The following is a 20,739-nucleotide window of genomic DNA, read 5'->3' as shown; positions in this document are numbered from 1 at the left end:
GATTATGTTGAGATATTTTCCACTCGATAAAAATTATATTTTAAAAGAAGCTCAGTCAGACTCTACCGATGAGCTTCTTTTAAGAATGGTCAATAAAGTAAAGGAGACTTATTGCAGGCTTCATAATCCTTTAGGACTGATAGATAATACAATTGAAAAGATACAATCATATCAGCCTGAAGACCTTTCACACCTTAAGCCTTTTTATCTGGCTGTTGCAGGAGTGTACCGGTTTAAGTTTGCGACAGATAACCAACTTTTTTTAAATTTTGATGGGCGTTCTCATTATGAGATTTATCTACAGGAGTGGGCAGACGGGCTTGATTTCATGATCGAATCTTTATCTTTAAAACAACCTGTGTTTTTAAAGATCATGCTTGAGTTAACAGTTTTCAATGATGGAACAAAAAATCATGAATTACTGACTTACCGGTTAAATAATCTACTCAAGGAAAATTTTGAAGTTCAGATCCGAAAGAAAAGAGGGGCACAGGCATATAAAATAGCCTGATTATCAGTGGACTATATCAAAGGAAATTTCGTGGGCAGGCTGATTTAATTCAATCACACTAACATTTTCTACTTCGGCCTCTTCGGGTCCAGTTTTGCACCAGTCTATTAATTTTTGAATTTTCATTTCTTCTCCTGAAACTTCAATATAAACAGAGCCATCTTTCTGATTTTTGACATATCCTTTTAATCCAAGGCTCCTGGCTTTATCTCTTGTTGAAGCTCTGAAAAATACACCCTGAACTTTTCCGGTTATTGTTATGCAAACAGTTTTCATGCTTTGGTCGCTTTTTTAAATTCTTCCATTATTTTGATTCCTTTGCTCGTGCCGATCCTGTCTGCACCTGCTTTGATCATTTTCAAAGCCTCATCATAAGAAGAAATCCCTCCAGAAGCCTTGATTCCTACATTTGAAGGAAGACAGTCTCTCATTGTAATTATATCACTAGTTTGTGCCCCGCTGGGAGCAAACCCTGTTGAAGTCTTAACAAAATCAACGCCGGCATCAGCACAGATCTTTGAAATAGTTCTTATTTCATCTTCATTAAGGTAAGCCGTTTCAATAATTACTTTAAGAATTTTAAAATTATCGTGGGCCAGTGATGCACATTTGGCTACTTCTATCTTTGGCCAGATCATACCCGCTTTAAAGGATGAAACGTTAAAAACCATGTCAATTTCATCAACGCCATCATCGATCATTTTTTTCATTTCTTCGATCTTGGTTTCAGTCATATTATATCCAAGTGGAAAACCTGCCACGCTTACCAGCTGGATATCCTGATCTCCGATTTCTCTCTTTGCCTTTTTAACCCAAAACGGAGGGAGGCAAATGCCTAAAAATTCATTTTCAGCAGCTTCTTCCACAAGACTGTACACATCGTTATCAGTAAATGTTGGAGAAAGCTTAGTGTGTTCTATATACCTGTTGATTTTAATGTCATTCATCATTCAAAAGTTTCTCAACTAATTTATGAAAAGATCACTGGAAGGAGGAGTTTTTGTAAGCCTATTTATTTGAACTGTATATGGAAATGATCATCATGCCTTACTGAATGGCAACCTTGGAATCTGACTTGGGGATGATCAAGAGACCACTTTTGTTTTAAATATGATTCTACGAAGATTTTTTCGATCCTTTGTGCTTTTAATAATCTTTTAGCAACCGCAGTATTTAATTGATTATTGATTGTCAGGTGTTTATTATAATCCGTGAATGGTAGTTTTTCAGTTAACCCATATATCGTTCCGGCATTGGGACAAACTTGTTTTGGTGAATAATCCGGATTTACATAGTTACCATAACCCCAAATGGAAGGTAACTTATTTGATATTTGATCTTCTTTTGAATAAACAAACGCTATATCCACTTTCTTGCCATCGTCATGACTTAAATGCGGTATAAGAGGAAATCCGTTAATAAAAGGAAAATTTGCATCAAGATAAACCATTTTATATCCCTCATAATCAATCGCAATATCCTGGGCTGTGCTTATTAACTCCTGCTTTACCAATGGAGACACATAATGTCTGTTTGTTATTACAGTAAACCAATTGGCAGGTTTTAGGTAGGGGTGATTAACCGGCAAAGGTACACGACCACCATATGAAGAGAACCAGGGTAATACTACTCCTGAAACCAGTGCATACATTAAGATAAAGGCTATGACACTTTTTTTGTAATTAGATGAGAATCGGTAAATGAAGATAGAAACAAGGTATATTATTCCCCCGGTCTGGCTGACTAAAGTGAGGATTAAAAAAGAGATAAGGTGCAATAACGCCCAATAAAGCTTTTTCGATTTTTTAGTTTTCTTTTTTCTCTTTAATGAACGATTCCGCATTCCTCACAATATTTACGTTTACCTCGTTTCCTTTTTTTTGGCTTTTTATCGTGACCAAAATAAGACGTGTCACTATATTTTGGCAATTTTCGCAGCTTTTGATTCTCTCTTAACTTAGCTGCATTAGTTTGCATGCGAATATAGTGTTCGTCAATCAATCTATCATAATAATCATTGATAGTTTCATTATCATTATCATTATCATTTTCTTTTTCAGACAGGGTAGTGAAAACAGGAAGTTTAGATCTTCTTGTGGTCATGAAAATCTCGATAGCTTCTTCATCTGTGAGTTTGTTTTCTGCCGGATCTCTCGAGTTGTCCTGGTTTTGAGAGAATAATGGGATGGCGTTCAGCGTTATTACAATCGTATAAAAAAGAGCTCTAAATTGCATGATTTTGAATTTTTAACATATTATTCTTCTAGTAGTACGTTAGAAACGATACATTTCGTATATCTTTAATTAAATTATATTGGAGTTTAGAGTGATTAAAAAGATAATAGTGCAGCGAATAACATTTTTTATTTTACTGTTCAATTTTGCGTTTCTAACTGCATTTAGTCAGGATGTCAGGTCAAGAAATGAGCTGATCTTACTGCAAAAAATGGATGATGCTAAGGTAGCGATGAGTGAAGGTCATTATATCGAAGCAGATAAAAATTTAAAAGAGGTTATTAAAGGTTTAGCAGTTCTGCCTGCTGAGTTAACGTATTTGTTTGGAAAGAATAGTTATTACCTTGGAAAATATAAGCAAAGCATCAACTGGCTTAGTAAATATATTGAATTGAAAGGTACATCAGGAAAAGATTATTATGATGCCGCCAAATATCTAGAAAAGGCGGAAGAGGCTTATAAAAAAGGGATGGATTCAGATGAACCAATATTGTCGCCTGAAAGCATAGAAGTTGTTAGAGTTAACAGTATTGACTGTTTAGATCCTAATGCGACTATTACGTGTCCTGTTTGTGGCGGTGAGGGTGTGATAATAAGGCAGGGACCTTTACATAAAACCTATAATCCTTGTAATTACTGTAATGAAACAGGATTTATGAAATGTGAGGATTATAATCAATTATTGAATGGAAACCTGATCACTAAATAATTATAAAGTGAAAAAATTTATTTATCTGGCGGTATTTCTAATGTGTCTGGGGGTTGTTGTATACCAATATGTGATCCCTATGTGGCTTGCAAATCAGCTTAATGATACCCAAGGTGCTGATATTTCATTATTGCCTGAGAAAGTTCAAAAAGATGTCAGGGTAGCTCAGAAAGAATTTAATGTTACCATTGAGAAGTTTGAAGAAGTGAAAGCCTCAATGCCGGAAGAAGTAGAAAAAGTATCTTCCGAAGAACTGATCAATTTTATCGATAAAGTAAAGGTGAGTGAGATGAAAGCGGCTGTCAAGGCGTTAAGTGAGGCTGATTTTAATTCTACAGAAGAAGCGTGGAATATCGGAATGGAGAATGTAACTCTAGATGAAGAGGAAACAAACAAATTTAAGCCATACTATGATGCTGTTTTCACTACCGATAAGATCAAAAGGATTGTTGCTACCCTTGAAGAACACAATCTATTAAATTCTTTAAGCGGTCCTGTTATTAAACAGACAGCAAAAGAATTTATCCGGAACAACTCTGAAAAAATCGATGAAGTAGAGCCAGAAGAAATAAAATAGCGGTTCTTAAAACTACACTAATATTTTATTGAATTATAAATTTGCATCGAGGTAAAATAATTTGATAAAAATGCATATTACTCCAGATAATAAATTTAAAAGACTGATAGTCGTCGGAGACCGTGTGCTGATTAAACCGGTTAAAGCTGAAGAAAAGACGGCAAGTGGATTGTTTCTGCCTCCGGGAGTGAGGGAAAAAGAAAAAATTCAGACTGGGTATGTGATGAAAACAGGACCTGGATACCCTATTCCTATGCCTGGTGATGAAGAAGAATTATGGAAAGGGGAAAAAGAAACGATTAAGTATATTCCTTTACAAGCTCATGAGGGTGATCTTGCCATTTTTCTTCAAAAAGGAGCTGTTGAATTAGAATATGACAACGAAAAATATTTCATAGTGCCACAGGCTTCTATTTTAATGCTGGAAAGAGAAGAAGATCTTTAGATTATGGAAAAATGTCCAAGGATAGAACTTTCAAAGAATGGCCCTGAATTTTCAAGGATAATTGCCGGAGTTTGGAAATGGGGACAATGGGGCCACAATTACAATCCAGAACAAGTTTCAGAGCTTATTAAAGATTCTGTAAACTCAGGAATTACAACTTTTGACCATGCTGATATATATGGCGATTACACAGATGAAGAACTTTTTGGTAAAGCCTTTGACTTAACAGGGATTGATCGTGATCAAATTGAACTTGTTTCAAAGTGTGGTATTAAAATGGTTTCACCAAACCGTCCGGAACATGGTATTAAAAGTTATGATTATTCAGAAGAACACATAGTAAAATCAGTTGATAGGAGTTTGCGGAATTTGAATACTGATTATCTTGATCTGTTGCTTTTACACCGGCCAAGTCCATTAATGGATCCTCATGTGATTGCCGGAGCTTTTAATAAATTAAAACATGAAGGGAAAGTAAAAAATTTCGGAGTATCTAATTTCACTCCTTCCCAATTTTCGATGGTGAATTCCGTTTTTCCTTTAGTTACAAACCAGGTTCAAATTTCACCGCTGCATTTGGATTGCCTCACAGATGGTACACTTGATCAATGCATTGAAGAAAAGATAAAGCCTATGGCCTGGTCGCCATTAGGTAGTACGGGCATGTTTAGTGACGATTCATCAGATGAGAAGACATTTAGAGTTAAAAAAAGTATTGCAAAAATCGCGGAGAAGTATAATGAGGGTATAGATGTGATCATTTTAGCCTGGCATCTGAAACATCCTGCGGAAATTCTGCCTGTTCTTGGGACAGGCAAGGGTTCAAGGCTCAGGAAAGCATTGGGGGCTTTTCAAATCGATTTAACAAATGAGGAATGGTTTGATATCTATTCTGCCTCACTTGGTGAAGACATACCTTAAGCTTTATTTACCAGGTATTTTTTAGCTTTATTATGAAGCATGTTTATATCTGCTGAGATCGATGGGTCACTATAAACATGGGCAGACAATTCACTGACTACACTCGGATTAAATCCCAGTTTTTTAGCGATGTTCTGACAATGTTTTATTTCTTTGAATGTGATTCTTCTGTCTGCTTTCATAAGAAGAATAATGTTGTAAAGGTATTCAAACTTCTGGTCAAAGGTCAGCGCTTCAAGTTTGCCTGAAGGTTTAGGCTCGGCAATATAATTTTTTACAGTGTCATGATCGATTCCATTTCCTTCAGCTATCCTTAGAATCAAGGCTAATTCATCTGGATGTAATTCTCCATCAGATTTCGCAATTTCGATCAAAATCCGAAGCTGCTTTTCATTGCTCAAAATCATTATTCCTCCTTTTTTATGTTAACTAATATATTGAATTAAATTGATTTTTAATATACCGTTGATTTTTCCTCTTCTACTGATTAAAAAAAATATTCGACCAATGATGAAAAAATATCGATGCAAGTAGGGTTTTAAGTGATTTTAAATATTCCGGGCTAATAATTTGTACTATATTTGATTTCATTTTTTTAGAATATTTAGCTTTTAAAGTGCTATGGCAAGGACAGTATTCTTTTTTTTACTATGCTTTTTATGTTTTGTTTCATCAAATTATGCCCAGGAAACCGCACAGATAGACCTTGAAAGGGATCTTATTGCACATTTCCCTCTGAATGAAGGGCCTGATGATGTGACCGGAAATGAAATTACAGGGTCAGTTTATGGAGCAAAATTAGAGGAATCATGCCGATGTGGCAGTAATGCTTATTTCTTTGATGGCATTGATGATTACATTGAATATGATGACAAATACCAGGTCTTAAATGGAAGTCGCAGTGGTTTAACAATATCATTTTGGTTTAGGCCAACACGCCTTTACAGTGAAGATTTCGGCCTCATACTTGGTAAATGGGCTTTCGATAAGCACCGAGATCAGTTTGCTGCATTTTTTAATATTGAAAACCTTATATCCTTTACCGTAGCCGATGGAGTTAACTACGAAACTGGGGTTTATGGCAGAACCAGGTATGGTATTGAAGATTGGCGCCATGTAATATTGGTCTGGAATAAATCAGGAAAAATGGGTGTCTTCGTCGATGGTAAAATGGACAGAATTGACAGGCAGCATGGAGATGGATACAACGGAGTATCGGATGTGTCATTTAAATTGGGAAGACAGATAGTAGGGCAAGACAGACCATACGAAGGATATATCGATGAAATAAAAATCTGGAGGCGTAGCCTGAGTTTTGCCGAAATAGACGCCTTGTGGGCTGAAGAACGATCATTTTGTAATAAAATGATGATTGTTGGTAAAACGATAGATGAAAATACTTTAACTCCGATATCAGCAGAAGTCACTTTCGAAGATCTTAAAACAGGAAGGTCAATTGGGTCCATGGTTACAGAAGATGGACTTGGTGATTATGAAAAACAAGTTGATATAGGCGGTAAGTATGCATTTTATGCTAAGGCTAAAGGTTATTTACCGGCTTCGTTTAATATTGATACCAGGGAGTATCGCCCAAATGAAGAGATAGTACAGGATATTTATCTTGTTCCTATTCAGGTTGGAAGTATCTTGAGGTTGAATAATATCTTTTTTGATTATGACAAGGCAACCTTAAGAGATGAGTCCAGGTTTGAATTAGACAGGTTGATTGAAATATTTGAAGAAAATCCTGGTATGAGAGTTGAGCTAGGGGGACACACCGATGGCGATGGTTCAGATGAATACAATAAGAAATTAAGTGACAGGAGAGCTAATTCTGTAAGAACATATTTGATAGAGAAAGGCATCTCTGAAGATAGAATTGAGGCAGTGGGTTATGGAGAATCAAAGCCTGTTGCAGATAACTTTACCGACGAAGGAAAACAAGAAAACCGCCGCGTAGAGTTTAAGATCATCGATTTGTAATTTTTAAAGGTTCTTTAATTTAACCGAAAATAAACCCGGCTCTTTGTCCGGGTTTTTATATTTTTATATAAGGAGACAGGGGGATTTAGCGTTTTATTGGCGATGCAGACTTTATACTCCATATTATCAATTTCAGAGAGCGCGGACGTGCAAGAAATAAAGTCTGCCTATAAGCGACTTGCCAAAAAATACCATCCTGATGTAAATCCCAATAATCCTCGTGCTGAAGCGATATTCAAAGATATTCTGAATGCTTATCAAATATTGTCTGATCCGCAATCAAAAAAGATCTATGATGATAAACTAAAATATCAGCGGTATGAAGAGCAGGTTAAGAATTACCGAACTAATGTAACAAGGAATTACAGAAGAAGACCGAGAAATACTTTCCGACCACCTAATCCATTTTCTAAAGGGGGAAAACAGTTATCTCCTGAAGAGAATAAAAGAGCGACTATTTATGCTTTTAGTATAGTAATGGTGATTTTTGTTATGGTGTTTATAACCAAGACTAGTTACGACTGGTACAAAGATTATATTTTTGAGAAAAAGCTTGAGCCCATTACTCAAGCAATGGATAATGTTGAAAAAAAAGATACACCTAAAGCTTTCACTGAAGTCTTTGCAGCTTTTTCCAGCATACCTGAGAAGGACAGGCTTGCTATAAACTGGGAATGGAGAAGAATTGAAGCATTGAATTATTTAAATCAGCGAGCAGATTTTCATTTTGAAGAACAAAACTATTCAAGGGCTTATCAGTTATATAATTTGTATTTGGATCAGGGAGGAGTATTTCTTATCAGGATTGGTAAGAACATGATTCAATGCATGCAGGCGATTGGTAATAAAAAAGATTTGATTAAGGCCCTCGAAAGAGTTGCCAGGGCTGATTCGACAGGTGTTACAGTCGCTTTTAAAACAGCCAGAATTTATCTGGAGGACTTGAATGATACAACTAAAGCTCTTTCATATTTCAGGCTTGCTCGGAAACGTATTGAAAGAAGTTACGAACAAATCTATGGAAAGGCCTGGTTTGTAATAATGCCCCCTAGAAATGTACCTGACTTACATGCAGAGGTGTATTTAAATTATGGTTTATTATTATTACATAAAGGTTATTTTTTAAGAGCTAGAAAAATATTTAGTTGGCTTATTTATATTCGAAATCTTAATCCGTATGGCTTTCTTTACAGGGGATATTGTCATCTTGGACAGAAAAATATGGAATCTGCCTGCAGAGATTTTCGAAAAGCTGCTACCCTGGGAAATCAGGAGGCATATGAAGAATATAAAAATTTTTGCTTGTGACTGAAACTGACGTAGTAATTATTGGTGCAGGTCCTGCCGGTCTGGCAGAAGGAGCATTATTGAGACAGGCTGGCATTTCTTTTGTTATCATTGAAAAAAATGATTCTGTTGGTAGTAGCTGGAAAGGCCATTATGACAGATTGCGTCTCCATACATCCAAGAAATATTCACATTTACCTGGTCTTCCTTTTCCGGAAGCCTTTCCTGATTATGTTCCTAAACAAGATTTCGTAGATTATCTTGATATATACGCAACCAGATACGGCATTGAACCTGTTTTTGACGAAGAGGTAATCCGAGTTGCTAAAGAAGAAAATAATAATTTGTTTATTGTTGAGACAGATAATGGAAATTTATGGGTTTCCAAAGCAGTTATAATATGTACCGGATTTAATAGAAAGCCGGTGATGCCTAAGCCAGATGGGTATGATGTATTTAAGGGGCCTCAACTTCATAGTTCGGATTATCAAAGTGGTGAAGTTTTTAGTAATCAGAATGTAATGGTTGTGGGTATGGGTAATACTGGGGCAGAGATAGCGATGGATCTTACAGATCATGGAGCAAATACATTTGTTTCAGTTCGCAGTCCTATTAATGTGGTGCCGTTGGAATTCAGAGGACGGCCGACACAACATACCAGTATTGTTCTGAATAAATATCTTCCCTCATTTATAACAGATATAATAGGGAATTTTATTAAAAATTGTCACTATCACGATATGTCTAAGTATGGGTTGAATATAGATAAAAAGCCTCCCGGAAAAATGCTTAGAAAAGAGGGTAAAACTCCGGTAATAGATCAAGGTACCATGGATTATATCCGACAGGGGAAAATAAAGGTCAAGCCTGAACTCACGAAAGTCAGGGAACATTGGGCCTGGTTTAGCGATGAAAGCATGATTGATATTGATGCCATAATATTTGCTACAGGATTCAAGTCTGCCGTAGAGGAATTTGTGGAAGGAGGAGAAGAGCTTCTTAACTCTTTTGGAAATCCTTATTCAGCAATTCCGGGTGGTAAATGGTCCGGCATGTACTTTTTGGGTTTTAATGCATATAAGAGTGGCATTTTATATAGCATTCAAAAAGAAAGTCCTAAAATTGTAAATCATTTAAAAGATTATCTTAGACAATTCTAATGAGCTGTTAACTTTGAAGGTTCATTCTCGTTAAGAAAAAGAAGTATGAAAAAATTTGATATACCAAGCTTTTACAGAAGTCCGATAATTTCTAAAATCAAGGAACTACGTAAGCTAAATGATAGAACCAAAAAAGACTTTACTCCCTCAATTCTGGATTTTGGTCCAGTGCAAATAAATGTAGCCAGGCATTTTGGTTTTTGCTATGGTGTTGAAAATGCAATTGAGATAATTTATAAAACCGTTAATGACAATCCCGGCAGGAGGATTTTTTTATTAAGTGAAATGATTCATAATCCAAAAGTAAATCAGGATCTCCACGACATGGGTGTACGATTTATTATGGATACACAGGGAAATCAATTTGTTCCATGGGATGAGGTTAAAGAGGATGATATTGTTGTTATTCCTGCATTTGGTACAACCATTGAAATTGAGGAATTATTAAAAGAGAAAAATATAGAGGTCAGAAGGTTTGACACCACCTGTCCTTTTGTTGTCAAAGTATGGAAGAGGGCGGGAAGTCTAGGTGATGATGATTACACTGTAGTAATCCATGGTAAAAGATATCATGAAGAAACTCGTGCTACTTTTTCACATGCTAAAGAAACCGCTCCTGCTGTGGTAGTGCAAAACCTGGAAGAAGCTAAGAAGCTTAAGCCATACATATTAAAACAAAAATCCAAAGAAGAATTTTACGAAGAATTTGCTGATCGGTATAGCGAAGGTTTTAACCCTGAAATTCATTTTGATCGCATTGGAGTAGTAAATCAAACTACCATGCTGGCAGAGGATACCCAGGAAATTACCGATCATCTAAAGAATGTAATGGAATCGAGAGTTGGGGCAGAAAATATAAATGACCACTTCGCAAATACCAGGGATACTTTATGTTATGCTACTTCTGATAACCAGCAAGCTGTAAAAGGCCTGCTTGAGGTTGATGCGGACCTCGCAATAGTAGTTGGCGGATATAACAGTAGTAATACTTCTCATTTAGTAGATCTATGTGAAGAAAAGTTGCCAACTTATCATATTTCCTCAGCAGATAAAATTCTTTCGGATAAATTAATATCTCATTATTTACATAAGAATAAAGAGGAGAAAGTTACTGAAGGTTATCTGCCTGAAAATAAACCTTCCAGAATTCTGATTACCAGCGGGGCATCATGTCCTGATGCCATGGTGGATGATATTATCAGAAAGATTATAGGGTACTACGATAATGCATTGCCTGTTGAAGAAGTGATCAAATCTTTGGCGAACAAGTATTCAAATTGAAGGAATTAACTAAGTCTCAACTGGCTCTTTATAACGGACAGGATAAGGAGGAAGTGTATGTTGCTTATAAAGGGGATATTTATGATGTTTCCAGTTCCAGGTTGTGGAAAAACGGTAAACACTATGAACACTGGGCAGGGCAGGATCTCACAGATGAGCTACCCGAAGCTCCGCACACCGAAAAGGTATTTGAACGATTTCAGAAAATAGGAAAAGTAAAAAAATGATCTACATTGTAGACTCCGGAGGAACAGGAGCAGATTGGCGGTTCATATCTGAAAAAGGTGAGATTAGCCAACTCCGCACAGAAGGATTACAAGCTAATATATCTTCCGATGATGATTTTAGAAAGGTATTCCTAAAGGTAAATGAGCAATCTCAAAAAGCTCCGGAAGAAATTTATTTTTATGGCGCAGGTTGTCATAGAAAAGCCCCTGCTGAAATAGTTGAAAATCATATTAAGTCATTTTGGGGGCATGCTAAAATCCATGTTCATGGTGATGTCCTTGCTGCAGCCAGAAGCTCCTGTGGGAGTTCTCAGGGTATTTCTTGCATTCTGGGAACCGGAGCGTCAGCAGCATACTTTGATGCAGAGAAAATAGTTAAGATTTCTCCATCGTTAGGTTATATATTAGGAGATGAAGGAAGTGGGGCAGATCTGGGAAAAATGCTGATTAAAGGCAGGCAGGAAGGAAGTATGCCAGATGATCTAGCAACATTTTTTGATAAGCGTTTTGGCGAACCCGATAAAGTCCTGACAGAACTTTACCAGGCGGAAAATAAACAACGATACCTGGCAGGATTTTCAAAGTTCATGATCCAGCATATGGCAAAACCATGGATGGCAAGAATGATCTATTCACGATTTGATTTGTTTTTTAAGCAATTAAAAAAGCATTTTCCTGAGCAAATTAATTCACTTCCTGTTCATTTTACAGGAGGAATAGCGTTCTATTTTAGTAACTTACTAAGACAGGTGGCCAATGATAATGGCATCACTGTCAGAAATATTACCGAAACACCAATTGCCGGATTAACCCTTTACCACAAAAGTTTAATTGAAAGAAGTACATCTGAAAAATGAAAGACAGAACTACAGAATCAGACTCCTTATATGACAACCTTGAAAATATGCCTGTTGGTGAACTACTGCATTCCATCAATAAGGAAGATAAGAAAGTTCCAGAGGTAGTTGAAGGATGTATTCCCCAGATAGAGAAAATAGTTGTTGAGGTTTCAAAGAGGATGAAAGCCGGAGGACGATTATTTTATATCGGTGCCGGTACTAGTGGCAGACTTGGTATTGTAGATGCATCAGAGTGCCCTCCTACTTTTGGAGTTTCTCATGATATGGTGATTGGACTTATTGCAGGGGGAGATAGTGCAATACGCAAGGCTGTAGAGTTTGCCGAGGATGATACAGCACAGGCATGGAAAGATTTAAGTGAATATAATATAGGGCCTAATGATTCAGTCATCGGGATTGCAGCGTCGGGAACTACTCCTTATGTAATTGGTGGTGTGAAAGATGCTCGAAAAAATGGCTTATTCACAGGATGTATTACTTGCAATGATGGTAGCCCGCTTGCCCAGGCAGTTGAGGTACCAGTGGAGGCGGTAGTAGGACCTGAATTTGTCACGGGAAGTACACGAATGAAAGCAGGGACAGCCCAAAAACTTATTCTTAATATGATCTCTACAGGGGTGATGGTCAGCCTTGGTCGTGTTAAGGGTAATAAAATGGTTGACATGCAACTAAGTAATGATAAGCTCGTTGACCGTGGATGTAGAATGCTGATGAATTCTTTAAACATCTCGAGGGTTGAAGCACAAGAACTCTTATCGAGTTATGGATCAGTAAGAAAAGTGATAGAGCATTATAAGAAGTAAATTTCATGCATGATCTCATTCCATATGAGAACTGGTTGAAATACTATAAACCGGAAGATGATGAACGATCTCCGTTTTATGGCAAGACCTATAATTTTGACCTGTATACAGATAACATCTATGGCTATTATATCGATCCTGCATGGGATTATATAGGTAGCGACACCTTGTATGCCAAACTGCTTTATGTAGATTATGAGAGGAGTACTTGTATAATTGAGTTTATTGGTGAATGGAATGATGCAATTACAAACGACTCAATGCACTTAAAACGGAATGTAATTGACCCTTTGATCAATGAGGGAATTAACAAATTTCTTCTAATAGGAGAAAATGTTTTTAATTTCCACGGTGATGATGATAGTTACTACGAGGAGTGGTTTGATGATATTGAAGATGGTTGGATATGTGCTGTTGGGTTTCATGAGCACGTTTACCAGGAATGGAAGAATTATGGTATTGATTCCTATATAGATTTTGGAGGCTCACTTGAATTGATCAACTGGCGCACTTTTAAGCCAGCAATGCTGATGGAAAGAATCAGTAGAGAATTTTCTAAAAGACTAGGGCTTTAGGAATCTGTGGTGACCCTGGCAACTTTATTAATAAGGTACTTTTTCCCACTGGATACTTCTAAGCATACCACACGAGTTCTACGGGTTTCTAATTTCTGATATTTTTTACTCCTGAAAATAAAGTTTTTTCCCTCTGGTACAGCCTCTAGAAAAGTGATTTCTTCATTGTTATCATCATATGCAGCAAGTGCCATAGATAAATTTGCATCAGCATGAGTTGAGGCTTTTGGGTTTTTCATATGCCTTGCCAATATTCTCAAAATGTCATCGGGGAATACCGTGTCATTTAAGACTGGTAAAAAAAGTTCTCTAAACTGCTTTTTCCATGTTTGCCCATGAGGGGAAACACGGTTGCCATGTTTTTTATGAACAGCCAGATGGGCAACTTCATGAATGTATGTGATCAGGAACTGATATTTATTAAGATTGTGGTTTACCGAAACAGAGTGGATTTTGGTGCCGGGATCATATCTGTAGTCACCAAGCTTACTTTGCCTGTCTTTGGTGATCTTAAATCGAAAAGAATAAGTTAGCCAGAGTTCAAAGCAATATTCTACAGCGGGCTCCGGTAAATATTTCTCAAAAGTTTTTCGACCGGAAGCATATTTCTTTTTCAGCGCTTCAATCATACGGTAGCAAAGATAAAAAAAGAGCCCTGATTAAATCAAGGCTCCATAATTTTTATAGAAGTGAGTATAAATTACTCAGCAGACTCTTCAGTCACTTCTTCTTCTACTTCTTCAGTAGCTTCTTCAGCTTCTTCAGTAGCTTCTTCGCCAGCTTCTTCTACTTCTTCAGTAGCTTCTTCAGCTGCTTCTTCTACTTCTTCAGTAGCTTCTTCTACGTTCTCTTCAACTGCAGATTCCTCAGCAGAAACTTCAGTAGCTGCTTCTTCACCTTCTGAAGATGCATTTCCACCACATGAAACCATCGCAGTCATAAATCCTGCTACTAATAATAAGGCAAATAATTTTTTCATCGTGCAAATAATTTGGTAATTGAACAAAAATATATTGATGGCAACAAAGATAATGATAATATTATTTTTTCCTAAAAAAGATTTTTAAAGGAACACCAGTAAATTCAAATTTTTCACGAATTCTATTCTCTAAAAACCTCTGGTAAGGTGCCTTGATGTATTGCGGTAAATTACAGAAAAATGCAAAAGATGGCGTTTTAGAGGGTAATTGAGTGATATATTTGATTTTTATGTACTTTCCTTTTGTAGCTGGTGGAGGAGTCTTTTCTATTTCTTTAAGTAATATATCGTTTATTTTTGATGTAGGAATTTTCCTGTTTTTGTTCTCAAATATTTTGACGGCAAGCTCCATTGCCTGAAAAATACGTTGTTTTTCAGTTACCGAAGTAAATATTATTGGGATGAATCTTAAGTCTCCGATTCGTTCATAAATTCTGTCGCTGTATTCTTTGGCAGTATTACTTGTTTTATCCTGAACAAGATCCCATTTATTGATCATGATCATGACTCCTTTACCATATTTCACAGCTAAAGAGATAATGTTCACATCCTGAGACTCCAGGCCCCTGGTAGCGTCAATCATTACTACACACACATCACTATCTTGTAGTGCCTGTATCGATCTCATTACAGAGTAGAACTCGATATTTTCTTTCACCCTGGATTTTCTCCTGATACCTGCTGTATCAGTAAGAATAAAATTCTGGCCATACATCTTATAGTGTGTGTCGACAGCATCACGAGTGGTGCCTGCTTCTTCATTAACGATACTCCTTACATTACCTGTAATGGTATTCAGAAATGATGATTTACCTGCATTAGGTCTACCTAAAATTGCAATTCGTGGTATTCCCTCATAAGGGTTTTCATCGCCTTGTTCTTCAAAGTGACTGACGATATGATCAAGGAGATCTCCTGTTCCGGATCCGCTGTTTGCCGATATAGGAAAAATCTCATCAGTGATACCCAGAGCATAAAACTCATTAGCCATCATCTGATATTCCAGGTTGTCAGCCTTATTGGCTACTACAACCACAGGTTTGTTAGTTTCCCTAACCACATTGGCGAATTCTTTATCCAGGTCAGTCATTCCTACATGGCTATCAACCATAAATACAATCACTGAAGCTTCTTCCATTGCAGTCTTTACCTGCTTACGGATCTCTCCTTCAAATTGATCTGCAGAACCGGTAACATAACCACCTGTATCTATTACTGTAAAATATTTATCTGTCCAGTGTCCGAAACCATAATGTCGATCGCGGGTTACTCCCGGTTGATCATCCATAATAGCCTGCTTTTTCTCGATAAGTCGATTGAACAGGGTCGACTTACCTACATTAGGTCGTCCTACTATTGCAACTATATTTGCCATAAGTATTCTTTATTGATTGTTATATCCGAATTTATTCAATTTATTCTGTTTCTTACGCCAGTCTGGCTCAACCCGGACATAAGATTCTAAATATACTTTTTTTCCAAAAAACCGTTCAAGATCTTCCCTTGCCTGTATTCCTACTTTTTTGATCGATTCCCCATTGTGACCGATGATGATTGCACGCTGGGTTTTTCTTTCAACGTATATTTCTACATATATTCTGATGATTTCATCATCTTCTTCAAAGTCAGTGCAGACCACTTCAGAACTATACGGCACTTCCTTCTTATAATTTAAGAAGATTTTTTCCCTGACAATCTCTTCGACAAAAAATCGTTCAGGTCTGTCAGACATTTCATCCTTTGGATAATAAGCCGGATGTTCTGGTAATTGCTCTAAGATGGCATCAAATAATAATGCGACATTTTCACCATTTAAAGCTGAGACAGTGAAAAATTTATCAGCCTTAAGATGCTTTTGCAAATGCTCGATCTGTTTAGCTACCTGATCATCCTTCTTAAGGTCGGTTTTGTTGACTACCGCAAAAGTAGGAACATCACTATTATTTATTTTCTCAATTATTTGATCAGCGTCATCGAGCGTTTCGAAAGGGTCTGTTACAAATAATAATATATCAGCATCTTCCAGGGCAGTGTGCACAAAGCCCATCATGCTTTTATGTAGTTCGTACTGTGGTTTTAGAATTCCCGGGGTGTCAGAAAAAACAACCTGAAAATCTTCACCATTGAGAAGACCCATAATTCTGTGTCGGGTAGTTTGAGCCTTTGAAGTGATGATGGATAATTTCTCTCCGATCAGCGCATTCATTAAGGTTGATTTACCCACATTAGGTTTCCCTATTATATTTACAAAGCCGGCTTTGTGATTAGTTTTTGACATAATTAAAAATTTCTTTGCAAAGGTACTTGATTTTATCAGAATTATACCTACCTTTGTACTCCAATTGAGAAACGAAGGAACAAATTTAGTTCCAACAAAGATACATCGCGGGATGGAGCAGTTGGTAGCTCGTCGGGCTCATAACCCGAAGGTCGCAGGTTCGAGTCCTGCTCCCGCTACTACAGAAGCCGGTCATTTTTGACTGGCTTTTTTTGTTTCTAGCTATTTAATGTCCTGCTTCCATGACGAAGCTAAAGCTTGTCAGGATCTTCGAATAAAAGCCTTATAGGCTATTATTCTTGACCCACTACTACAGAAGCCGGTCATTTTTGACTGGCTTTTTTTATTTCAACCAAACCAAGTTAAAATATGTTTACCGTTTATGTATTGTATTCCGAGCAATATGATAAACTTTATATCGGTTATACTAGTGATCTGGAAGATAGAATCCTATCGCATAACCAGAAGGCGACCAAAGGATTTACAATTAGATATCGACCCTGGAAATTAATTCACACTGAAGAGCTTGATAGTAAAACTTTGGCGATAAAGAGGGAAAAACAGCTCAAGTCTAGTAGGGGAAGAGATTTCATTAGAAATACTTATAATTTATTCGGGTAGCTCGTCGGGCTCATATCCGTCAGCTGACGGACGCAGGTTCGAGTCCTGCTCCCGCTACTACGAAAGCCGGTCATTTTTGACTGGCTTTTTTTGTTTCTAGCTATTTAATGTCCTGCTTCCATGACGAAGCTAAAGCTTGTCAGGATCTTCGAATAAAAGCCTTATAGGCTATTATTCTTGACCCGCTACTACGAAAGCCGGTCAATATTGATCGGCTTTTTTGATTTATATCAACTAAGATCCATTATAGTAATTTATTAATAATACATCCCCTCATATTTGAGATAAGAACATTATAGTGCCAATTGGCTACTTGTTTTAGAACATTACATGAAAAAAACACTGCTAAATATCAGTCTGGGAAGTTATCCAACTTGAACATTGAAAAGATAATAAAAGCGCACTGAAAATTCAGTGCGCTTTTATTTAACATAAATCAGGAATTATTCTTTTATAAATCTGAAATACTCCAGGAACTCTCCTTTTCTTAAGGTCATGAGATAAATGCCTTTATTTAAGTATTCCAATTGAAGTTGGATTTTCTCTGAAGAAATATCACTATACTCACGGAGCTCAACTGATCTTCCGTTAGTTTCAAATATTTCTATTTCCAGTGATTGATCTCCTTGAATAAACTTCTTTGTTAGCTGGATATTCATTGTTGAAATAACCGGGTTCGGATAGAATTTAATAGATTCAGAATTGAGATCATCTGCAATAATCTCAGCCATTGAAGTTCCTCCTTTTGTATTTCCGTCGTGAATAGTGATTGAACCACCACCTAGATAGGTTGCGGCATCAGCATTCTCATCATCTTCGGGTTGATTATCATAGATTATATTATCAGACATATCCCAGATCTGCATTCGAAACCGGTCTCCATCTGCTTTTGTGGTACCATCAATTGCTGAAAGCATAAACTTATAATTTCCGAATCCATTGATCGTTCCAGAACCTTTATACATGGCTTTTTGTCCGGCAATTACTAACCATTCGTATTCAGTACTATGGAAATTTAAGTTTCCGGCAGTGAATTTAAATTGGGTGTTACCGGTTGGCGTTGTTGCTCCTTTCTTGTATTTAGCTACAAAACCAAAGTTTGCTTTTCCTTCGGCCAGTGGATCAGGTGTGTAATAGCCAGGATGTGACCAGATATACCCACCCCCGGTAACAAATCCACCATAAGGATCATAAATAACTACATATTGGAAAATTTCTGTATCCGTTTGTCCACAGACATCTGTTATGGTCAGTGAAATTTCATACACACCAGGAATTGGATAACTATGTTCACCAGAAACATCATTTCCTGTAAGAGTTCCCAAAGAACTGGTTCCATCTCCCCAATTAAATTCAGCTTCTACTATATTATCATCAGTTATGGTAGCTGATGCATTAATTTGCGTTTCTATCGGGTTAGGATTAATAGGAAGGGAAAGGCTGTTAATTATTGGATTATCGTTAATAACCGTAACAGTAGCCTGACCTTTTGCTATATTTCCATTTACGTCTGTTACAGCGAGATTAATTATATTCTCTCCGATATCTGCACAGGTAAAATTCTCTTTACTTTGAAATAAAGCAATACCACAAGCATCTGTTGAACCGTTATCTAAATCAATAGGTGCCAGTGAAGCATTACCTGTGACATCAAGATTAAGGGTAACGTTTTTAGTGAGTACAGTTGGAGGAATATTATCAACTACGGTTACAATTGCCGGAGCAGAAGCCGAATTTCCTCTATTGTCAATTGCAGTAAGAATTACGGTATTTGGTCCTACATTGCTGCAATCAAAATTGTTAATATCAATTTCAAGTAAAGCAATACCACTTGGGTCTGAAGTGCCGTTATCAATATCTTGCGGGGTAATCGTTGCATGACCCAATAAATCAAGCTGAATGGTAATGTCTTTAGTTATTATAGTCGGAGGTGTATTATCTATGATATTATCCTTTAATTGGATAGTCCAGTAATCATATAGTCCATAACCTGGAAATGAGTGATCTCCACCAATAGAAAAGGTTGTAGCAGCTGATAATGTTAAATTACCCTGAGAATCTGATATTAACCCTTTTTCAAAGGTAAGGGGCGTTTCATTTCCGCTTCCTCCTAAAGTTTTGTCCCAAATTATATTACCAGAGCTATCTATTTTTAATAACCATAGGTCATAACCTCCTCGGCGAGGTTCAGTTTTGTCTCCTGAAATGTTTGACAATGAGTGTCCTTTTAGTAGGATTTCATTATTGCTGGTTTTTATAATTGCATTTAATAATTCATTGTCATCTCCTCCATATAATTTCTGCCATATCTGATTTCCCGTTTGTTTACTTAGATTGATGAGCCAATAATCATATCTACGATTATTTCCGACAGTTTTATCATATCCGGCAGGTCCAGAAGTAGTTCCTAAAACATAAATTGAATTATTGATTTCAATAAGTCCAGTATTATTGGAATATGTGTTCAATGATCTTAGGGTGTTTTCCCAGATAATGTTTCCATTGTCATCAAGTCTGACTATCCAATAATTATAACCTTTAATTGATGGTTCTGATTTGTCACCTGAGTTTGGCGATGAAGAAATACCTGCAATTGTACAACCTCCATCATAGTTCCCTATTACTTTTGTTGGTAGATCATTTGAATTTCCTCCAATGGTTTTATCCCAAATTTTATTTCCTAAAGGATCAATTTTTAAAATCCAGTAGTCATAAAAGCCCTTAAGATTTTGCGATTTATCTCCAGAAATAGGGGATAGTGAATATCCTGAGATATAAAAATTCCCATCCGCTGAACTTGCTATTGAAGTGGCAAAGTCAGTATTTATTCCTCCATAGGTTTTTTGCCAGATTATATTACCATTATTATCTATTTTAAGAAGCCAATAATCTAATCCACCTTTATTAGGAGCCGTTTTATTACCAGAAAATTGCATTGAAGAGCTTGATGAAAGAAGCAGAGCTCCTCCTTCAGGTAATGCAATTGCATCATAGATTCTATCATGAGAATTCCCCCCGTATGACTTTTTCCATACAGTGGTGCCTTGTTTGTCATGTTTAACAACCCAGCCGTAAGTGGGGCCGAATCCCGTGCCGTTTTTATTTCCTCCTGCTGATATTGTAAATCCGACAGTTAAATATGAAGAGTCAGATAACCGAATAACAGTATATGGGTAATCAGAATATGAGCCTCCATCTATTTTTTGCCAATTTATTGTAGGGTATTGTGATTTCCCGGAAAAGGCAATTAATAACCCAAGGAGTATAAGTATGTATAAATTTTTCAT

24 protein-coding genes and 1 tRNA gene are annotated in these 20,739 nt (G+C 36.8%); 15 read left to right on the top strand and 10 right to left on the bottom strand.

What is annotated here, in order from left to right:
- Positions 1-4: 4 nt before the first annotated feature.
- Entirely contained in the window at positions 5-511 is a 507-nt protein-coding gene (locus OO013_RS11435; RefSeq protein WP_266056943.1) for a hypothetical protein, read from the top strand.
- 3 nt (positions 512-514) lie between these two features.
- On the opposite strand, the gene OO013_RS11430 is transcribed toward OO013_RS11435, so the two are convergent.
- From OO013_RS11430 to OO013_RS11415, 4 genes are all read right to left on the bottom strand, one after another.
- A complete protein-coding gene (locus OO013_RS11430; RefSeq protein WP_266056942.1) occupies positions 515-787 on the bottom strand; it encodes an acylphosphatase in 273 nt (90 codons plus the stop codon).
- A complete protein-coding gene (gene deoC, locus OO013_RS11425) occupies positions 784-1,458 on the bottom strand; it encodes a deoxyribose-phosphate aldolase (RefSeq protein WP_439651840.1) in 675 nt (224 codons plus the stop codon). The genes OO013_RS11430 and deoC overlap by 4 nt, the downstream gene beginning before the upstream one ends.
- 65 nt (positions 1,459-1,523) lie before the next feature.
- Positions 1,524-2,354, bottom strand: coding sequence for a hypothetical protein (locus tag OO013_RS11420; protein ID WP_266056940.1), 831 nt, complete (start codon positions 2,352-2,354; stop codon positions 1,524-1,526).
- The gene (locus tag OO013_RS11415; protein ID WP_266056939.1) at positions 2,336-2,746 is read right to left on the bottom strand and encodes a hypothetical protein; all 411 of its coding nucleotides are present in this window, start codon (positions 2,744-2,746) and stop codon (positions 2,336-2,338) included. The genes OO013_RS11420 and OO013_RS11415 overlap by 19 nt, the downstream gene beginning before the upstream one ends.
- 109 nt (positions 2,747-2,855) lie before the next feature.
- On the opposite strand from OO013_RS11415, the gene OO013_RS11410 reads away from it, so the two are divergent.
- The 4 genes from OO013_RS11410 to OO013_RS11395 all read left to right on the top strand — a co-directional run bounded on the left by OO013_RS11410 (position 2,856) and on the right by OO013_RS11395 (position 5,398).
- A complete protein-coding gene (locus OO013_RS11410) occupies positions 2,856-3,455 on the top strand; it encodes a DnaJ-like cysteine-rich domain-containing protein (RefSeq protein ID WP_266056938.1) in 600 nt (199 codons plus the stop codon).
- Between the two features lie 7 nt (positions 3,456-3,462).
- Entirely contained in the window at positions 3,463-4,032 is a 570-nt protein-coding gene (locus tag OO013_RS11405) for a hypothetical protein (protein WP_266056937.1), read from the top strand.
- A 70-nt stretch (positions 4,033-4,102) separates the two neighbouring features.
- Positions 4,103-4,477, top strand: a complete 375-nt coding sequence (locus tag OO013_RS11400) for a co-chaperone GroES (RefSeq protein ID WP_266056936.1) — start codon at positions 4,103-4,105, stop codon at positions 4,475-4,477.
- A gap of 3 nt (positions 4,478-4,480) precedes the next feature.
- Entirely contained in the window at positions 4,481-5,398 is a 918-nt protein-coding gene (locus OO013_RS11395; protein WP_266056935.1) for an aldo/keto reductase, read from the top strand.
- Here the strand turns inward: OO013_RS11395 and OO013_RS11390 are convergent.
- Complete coding sequence (locus tag OO013_RS11390) at positions 5,395-5,805, bottom strand: TerB family tellurite resistance protein (RefSeq protein WP_266056934.1); 411 nt, start codon at positions 5,803-5,805, stop codon at positions 5,395-5,397. The genes OO013_RS11395 and OO013_RS11390 overlap by 4 nt on opposite strands.
- Before the next feature lie 214 nt (positions 5,806-6,019).
- On the opposite strand from OO013_RS11390, the gene OO013_RS11385 reads away from it, so the two are divergent.
- The 8 genes from OO013_RS11385 (at position 6,020) to OO013_RS11350 (ending at position 13,574) form a co-directional block, all read left to right on the top strand.
- A complete protein-coding gene (locus OO013_RS11385; RefSeq protein WP_266056933.1) occupies positions 6,020-7,381 on the top strand; it encodes an OmpA family protein in 1,362 nt (453 codons plus the stop codon).
- Positions 7,382-7,483: 102 nt separating this feature from the next.
- Positions 7,484-8,689: a J domain-containing protein gene (locus OO013_RS11380; RefSeq protein WP_266056932.1), complete on the top strand. Its 1,206-nt coding sequence runs from the start codon at positions 7,484-7,486 to the stop codon at positions 8,687-8,689.
- A complete protein-coding gene (locus OO013_RS11375) occupies positions 8,686-9,828 on the top strand; it encodes a flavin-containing monooxygenase (protein ID WP_266056931.1) in 1,143 nt (380 codons plus the stop codon). The genes OO013_RS11380 and OO013_RS11375 overlap by 4 nt, the downstream gene beginning before the upstream one ends.
- A 45-nt stretch (positions 9,829-9,873) precedes the next feature.
- Positions 9,874-11,109, top strand: a complete 1,236-nt coding sequence (locus OO013_RS11370) for a 4-hydroxy-3-methylbut-2-enyl diphosphate reductase (protein WP_266056930.1) — start codon at positions 9,874-9,876, stop codon at positions 11,107-11,109.
- Positions 11,106-11,336 carry a cytochrome b5 domain-containing protein gene (locus OO013_RS11365; RefSeq protein WP_137088902.1) on the top strand — a complete coding sequence of 77 codons (231 nt, stop codon included), beginning with the start codon at positions 11,106-11,108 and terminating at the stop codon, positions 11,334-11,336. The genes OO013_RS11370 and OO013_RS11365 overlap by 4 nt, the downstream gene beginning before the upstream one ends.
- Complete coding sequence (locus OO013_RS11360; RefSeq protein ID WP_266056929.1) at positions 11,333-12,193, top strand: N-acetylglucosamine kinase; 861 nt, start codon at positions 11,333-11,335, stop codon at positions 12,191-12,193. Before OO013_RS11365 ends, OO013_RS11360 begins: the two co-directional genes overlap by 4 nt.
- Positions 12,190-12,999: an N-acetylmuramic acid 6-phosphate etherase gene (gene murQ, locus OO013_RS11355; protein WP_266056928.1), complete on the top strand. Its 810-nt coding sequence runs from the start codon at positions 12,190-12,192 to the stop codon at positions 12,997-12,999. The genes OO013_RS11360 and murQ overlap by 4 nt, the downstream gene beginning before the upstream one ends.
- Before the next feature lie 5 nt (positions 13,000-13,004).
- Entirely contained in the window at positions 13,005-13,574 is a 570-nt protein-coding gene (locus OO013_RS11350) for a hypothetical protein (protein WP_266056927.1), read from the top strand.
- On the opposite strand, the gene OO013_RS11345 is transcribed toward OO013_RS11350, so the two are convergent.
- The 4 genes from OO013_RS11345 to era all read right to left on the bottom strand — a co-directional run bounded on the left by OO013_RS11345 (position 13,571) and on the right by era (position 16,831).
- Positions 13,571-14,203 (bottom strand): SprT-like domain-containing protein, encoded by a 633-nt coding sequence (locus OO013_RS11345; protein ID WP_266056926.1) that lies wholly within the window; start codon positions 14,201-14,203, stop codon positions 13,571-13,573. The two genes, OO013_RS11350 and OO013_RS11345, sit on opposite strands and share 4 nt — an antisense overlap.
- 71 nt (positions 14,204-14,274) lie before the next feature.
- Entirely contained in the window at positions 14,275-14,553 is a 279-nt protein-coding gene (locus OO013_RS11340) for a hypothetical protein (protein WP_266056925.1), read from the bottom strand.
- 61 nt (positions 14,554-14,614) lie between these two features.
- The gene (der, locus tag OO013_RS11335) at positions 14,615-15,928 is read right to left on the bottom strand and encodes a ribosome biogenesis GTPase Der (RefSeq protein ID WP_266056924.1); all 1,314 of its coding nucleotides are present in this window, start codon (positions 15,926-15,928) and stop codon (positions 14,615-14,617) included.
- Between the two features lie 9 nt (positions 15,929-15,937).
- Positions 15,938-16,831: a GTPase Era gene (gene era, locus OO013_RS11330; RefSeq protein ID WP_266056923.1), complete on the bottom strand. Its 894-nt coding sequence runs from the start codon at positions 16,829-16,831 to the stop codon at positions 15,938-15,940.
- 106 nt (positions 16,832-16,937) lie between these two features.
- On the opposite strand from era, the gene OO013_RS11325 reads away from it, so the two are divergent.
- A tRNA-Met gene (locus OO013_RS11325) sits at positions 16,938-17,010 on the top strand.
- Between the two features lie 190 nt (positions 17,011-17,200).
- Positions 17,201-17,452: a GIY-YIG nuclease family protein gene (locus OO013_RS11320; protein ID WP_266056922.1), complete on the top strand. Its 252-nt coding sequence runs from the start codon at positions 17,201-17,203 to the stop codon at positions 17,450-17,452.
- 443 nt (positions 17,453-17,895) lie between these two features.
- On the opposite strand, the gene OO013_RS11315 is transcribed toward OO013_RS11320, so the two are convergent.
- Positions 17,896-20,739, bottom strand: coding sequence for a T9SS type A sorting domain-containing protein (locus OO013_RS11315; RefSeq protein ID WP_266056921.1), 2,844 nt, complete (start codon positions 20,737-20,739; stop codon positions 17,896-17,898).

This window comes from Mangrovivirga halotolerans (genome assembly GCF_026241165.1).
GTDB lineage: Bacteria > Bacteroidota > Bacteroidia > Cytophagales > Cyclobacteriaceae > Mangrovivirga > Mangrovivirga halotolerans.
The sequence above is the reverse complement of the archived record's forward strand: the minus strand, read 5'-3'. Positions and strand labels throughout refer to the sequence as shown.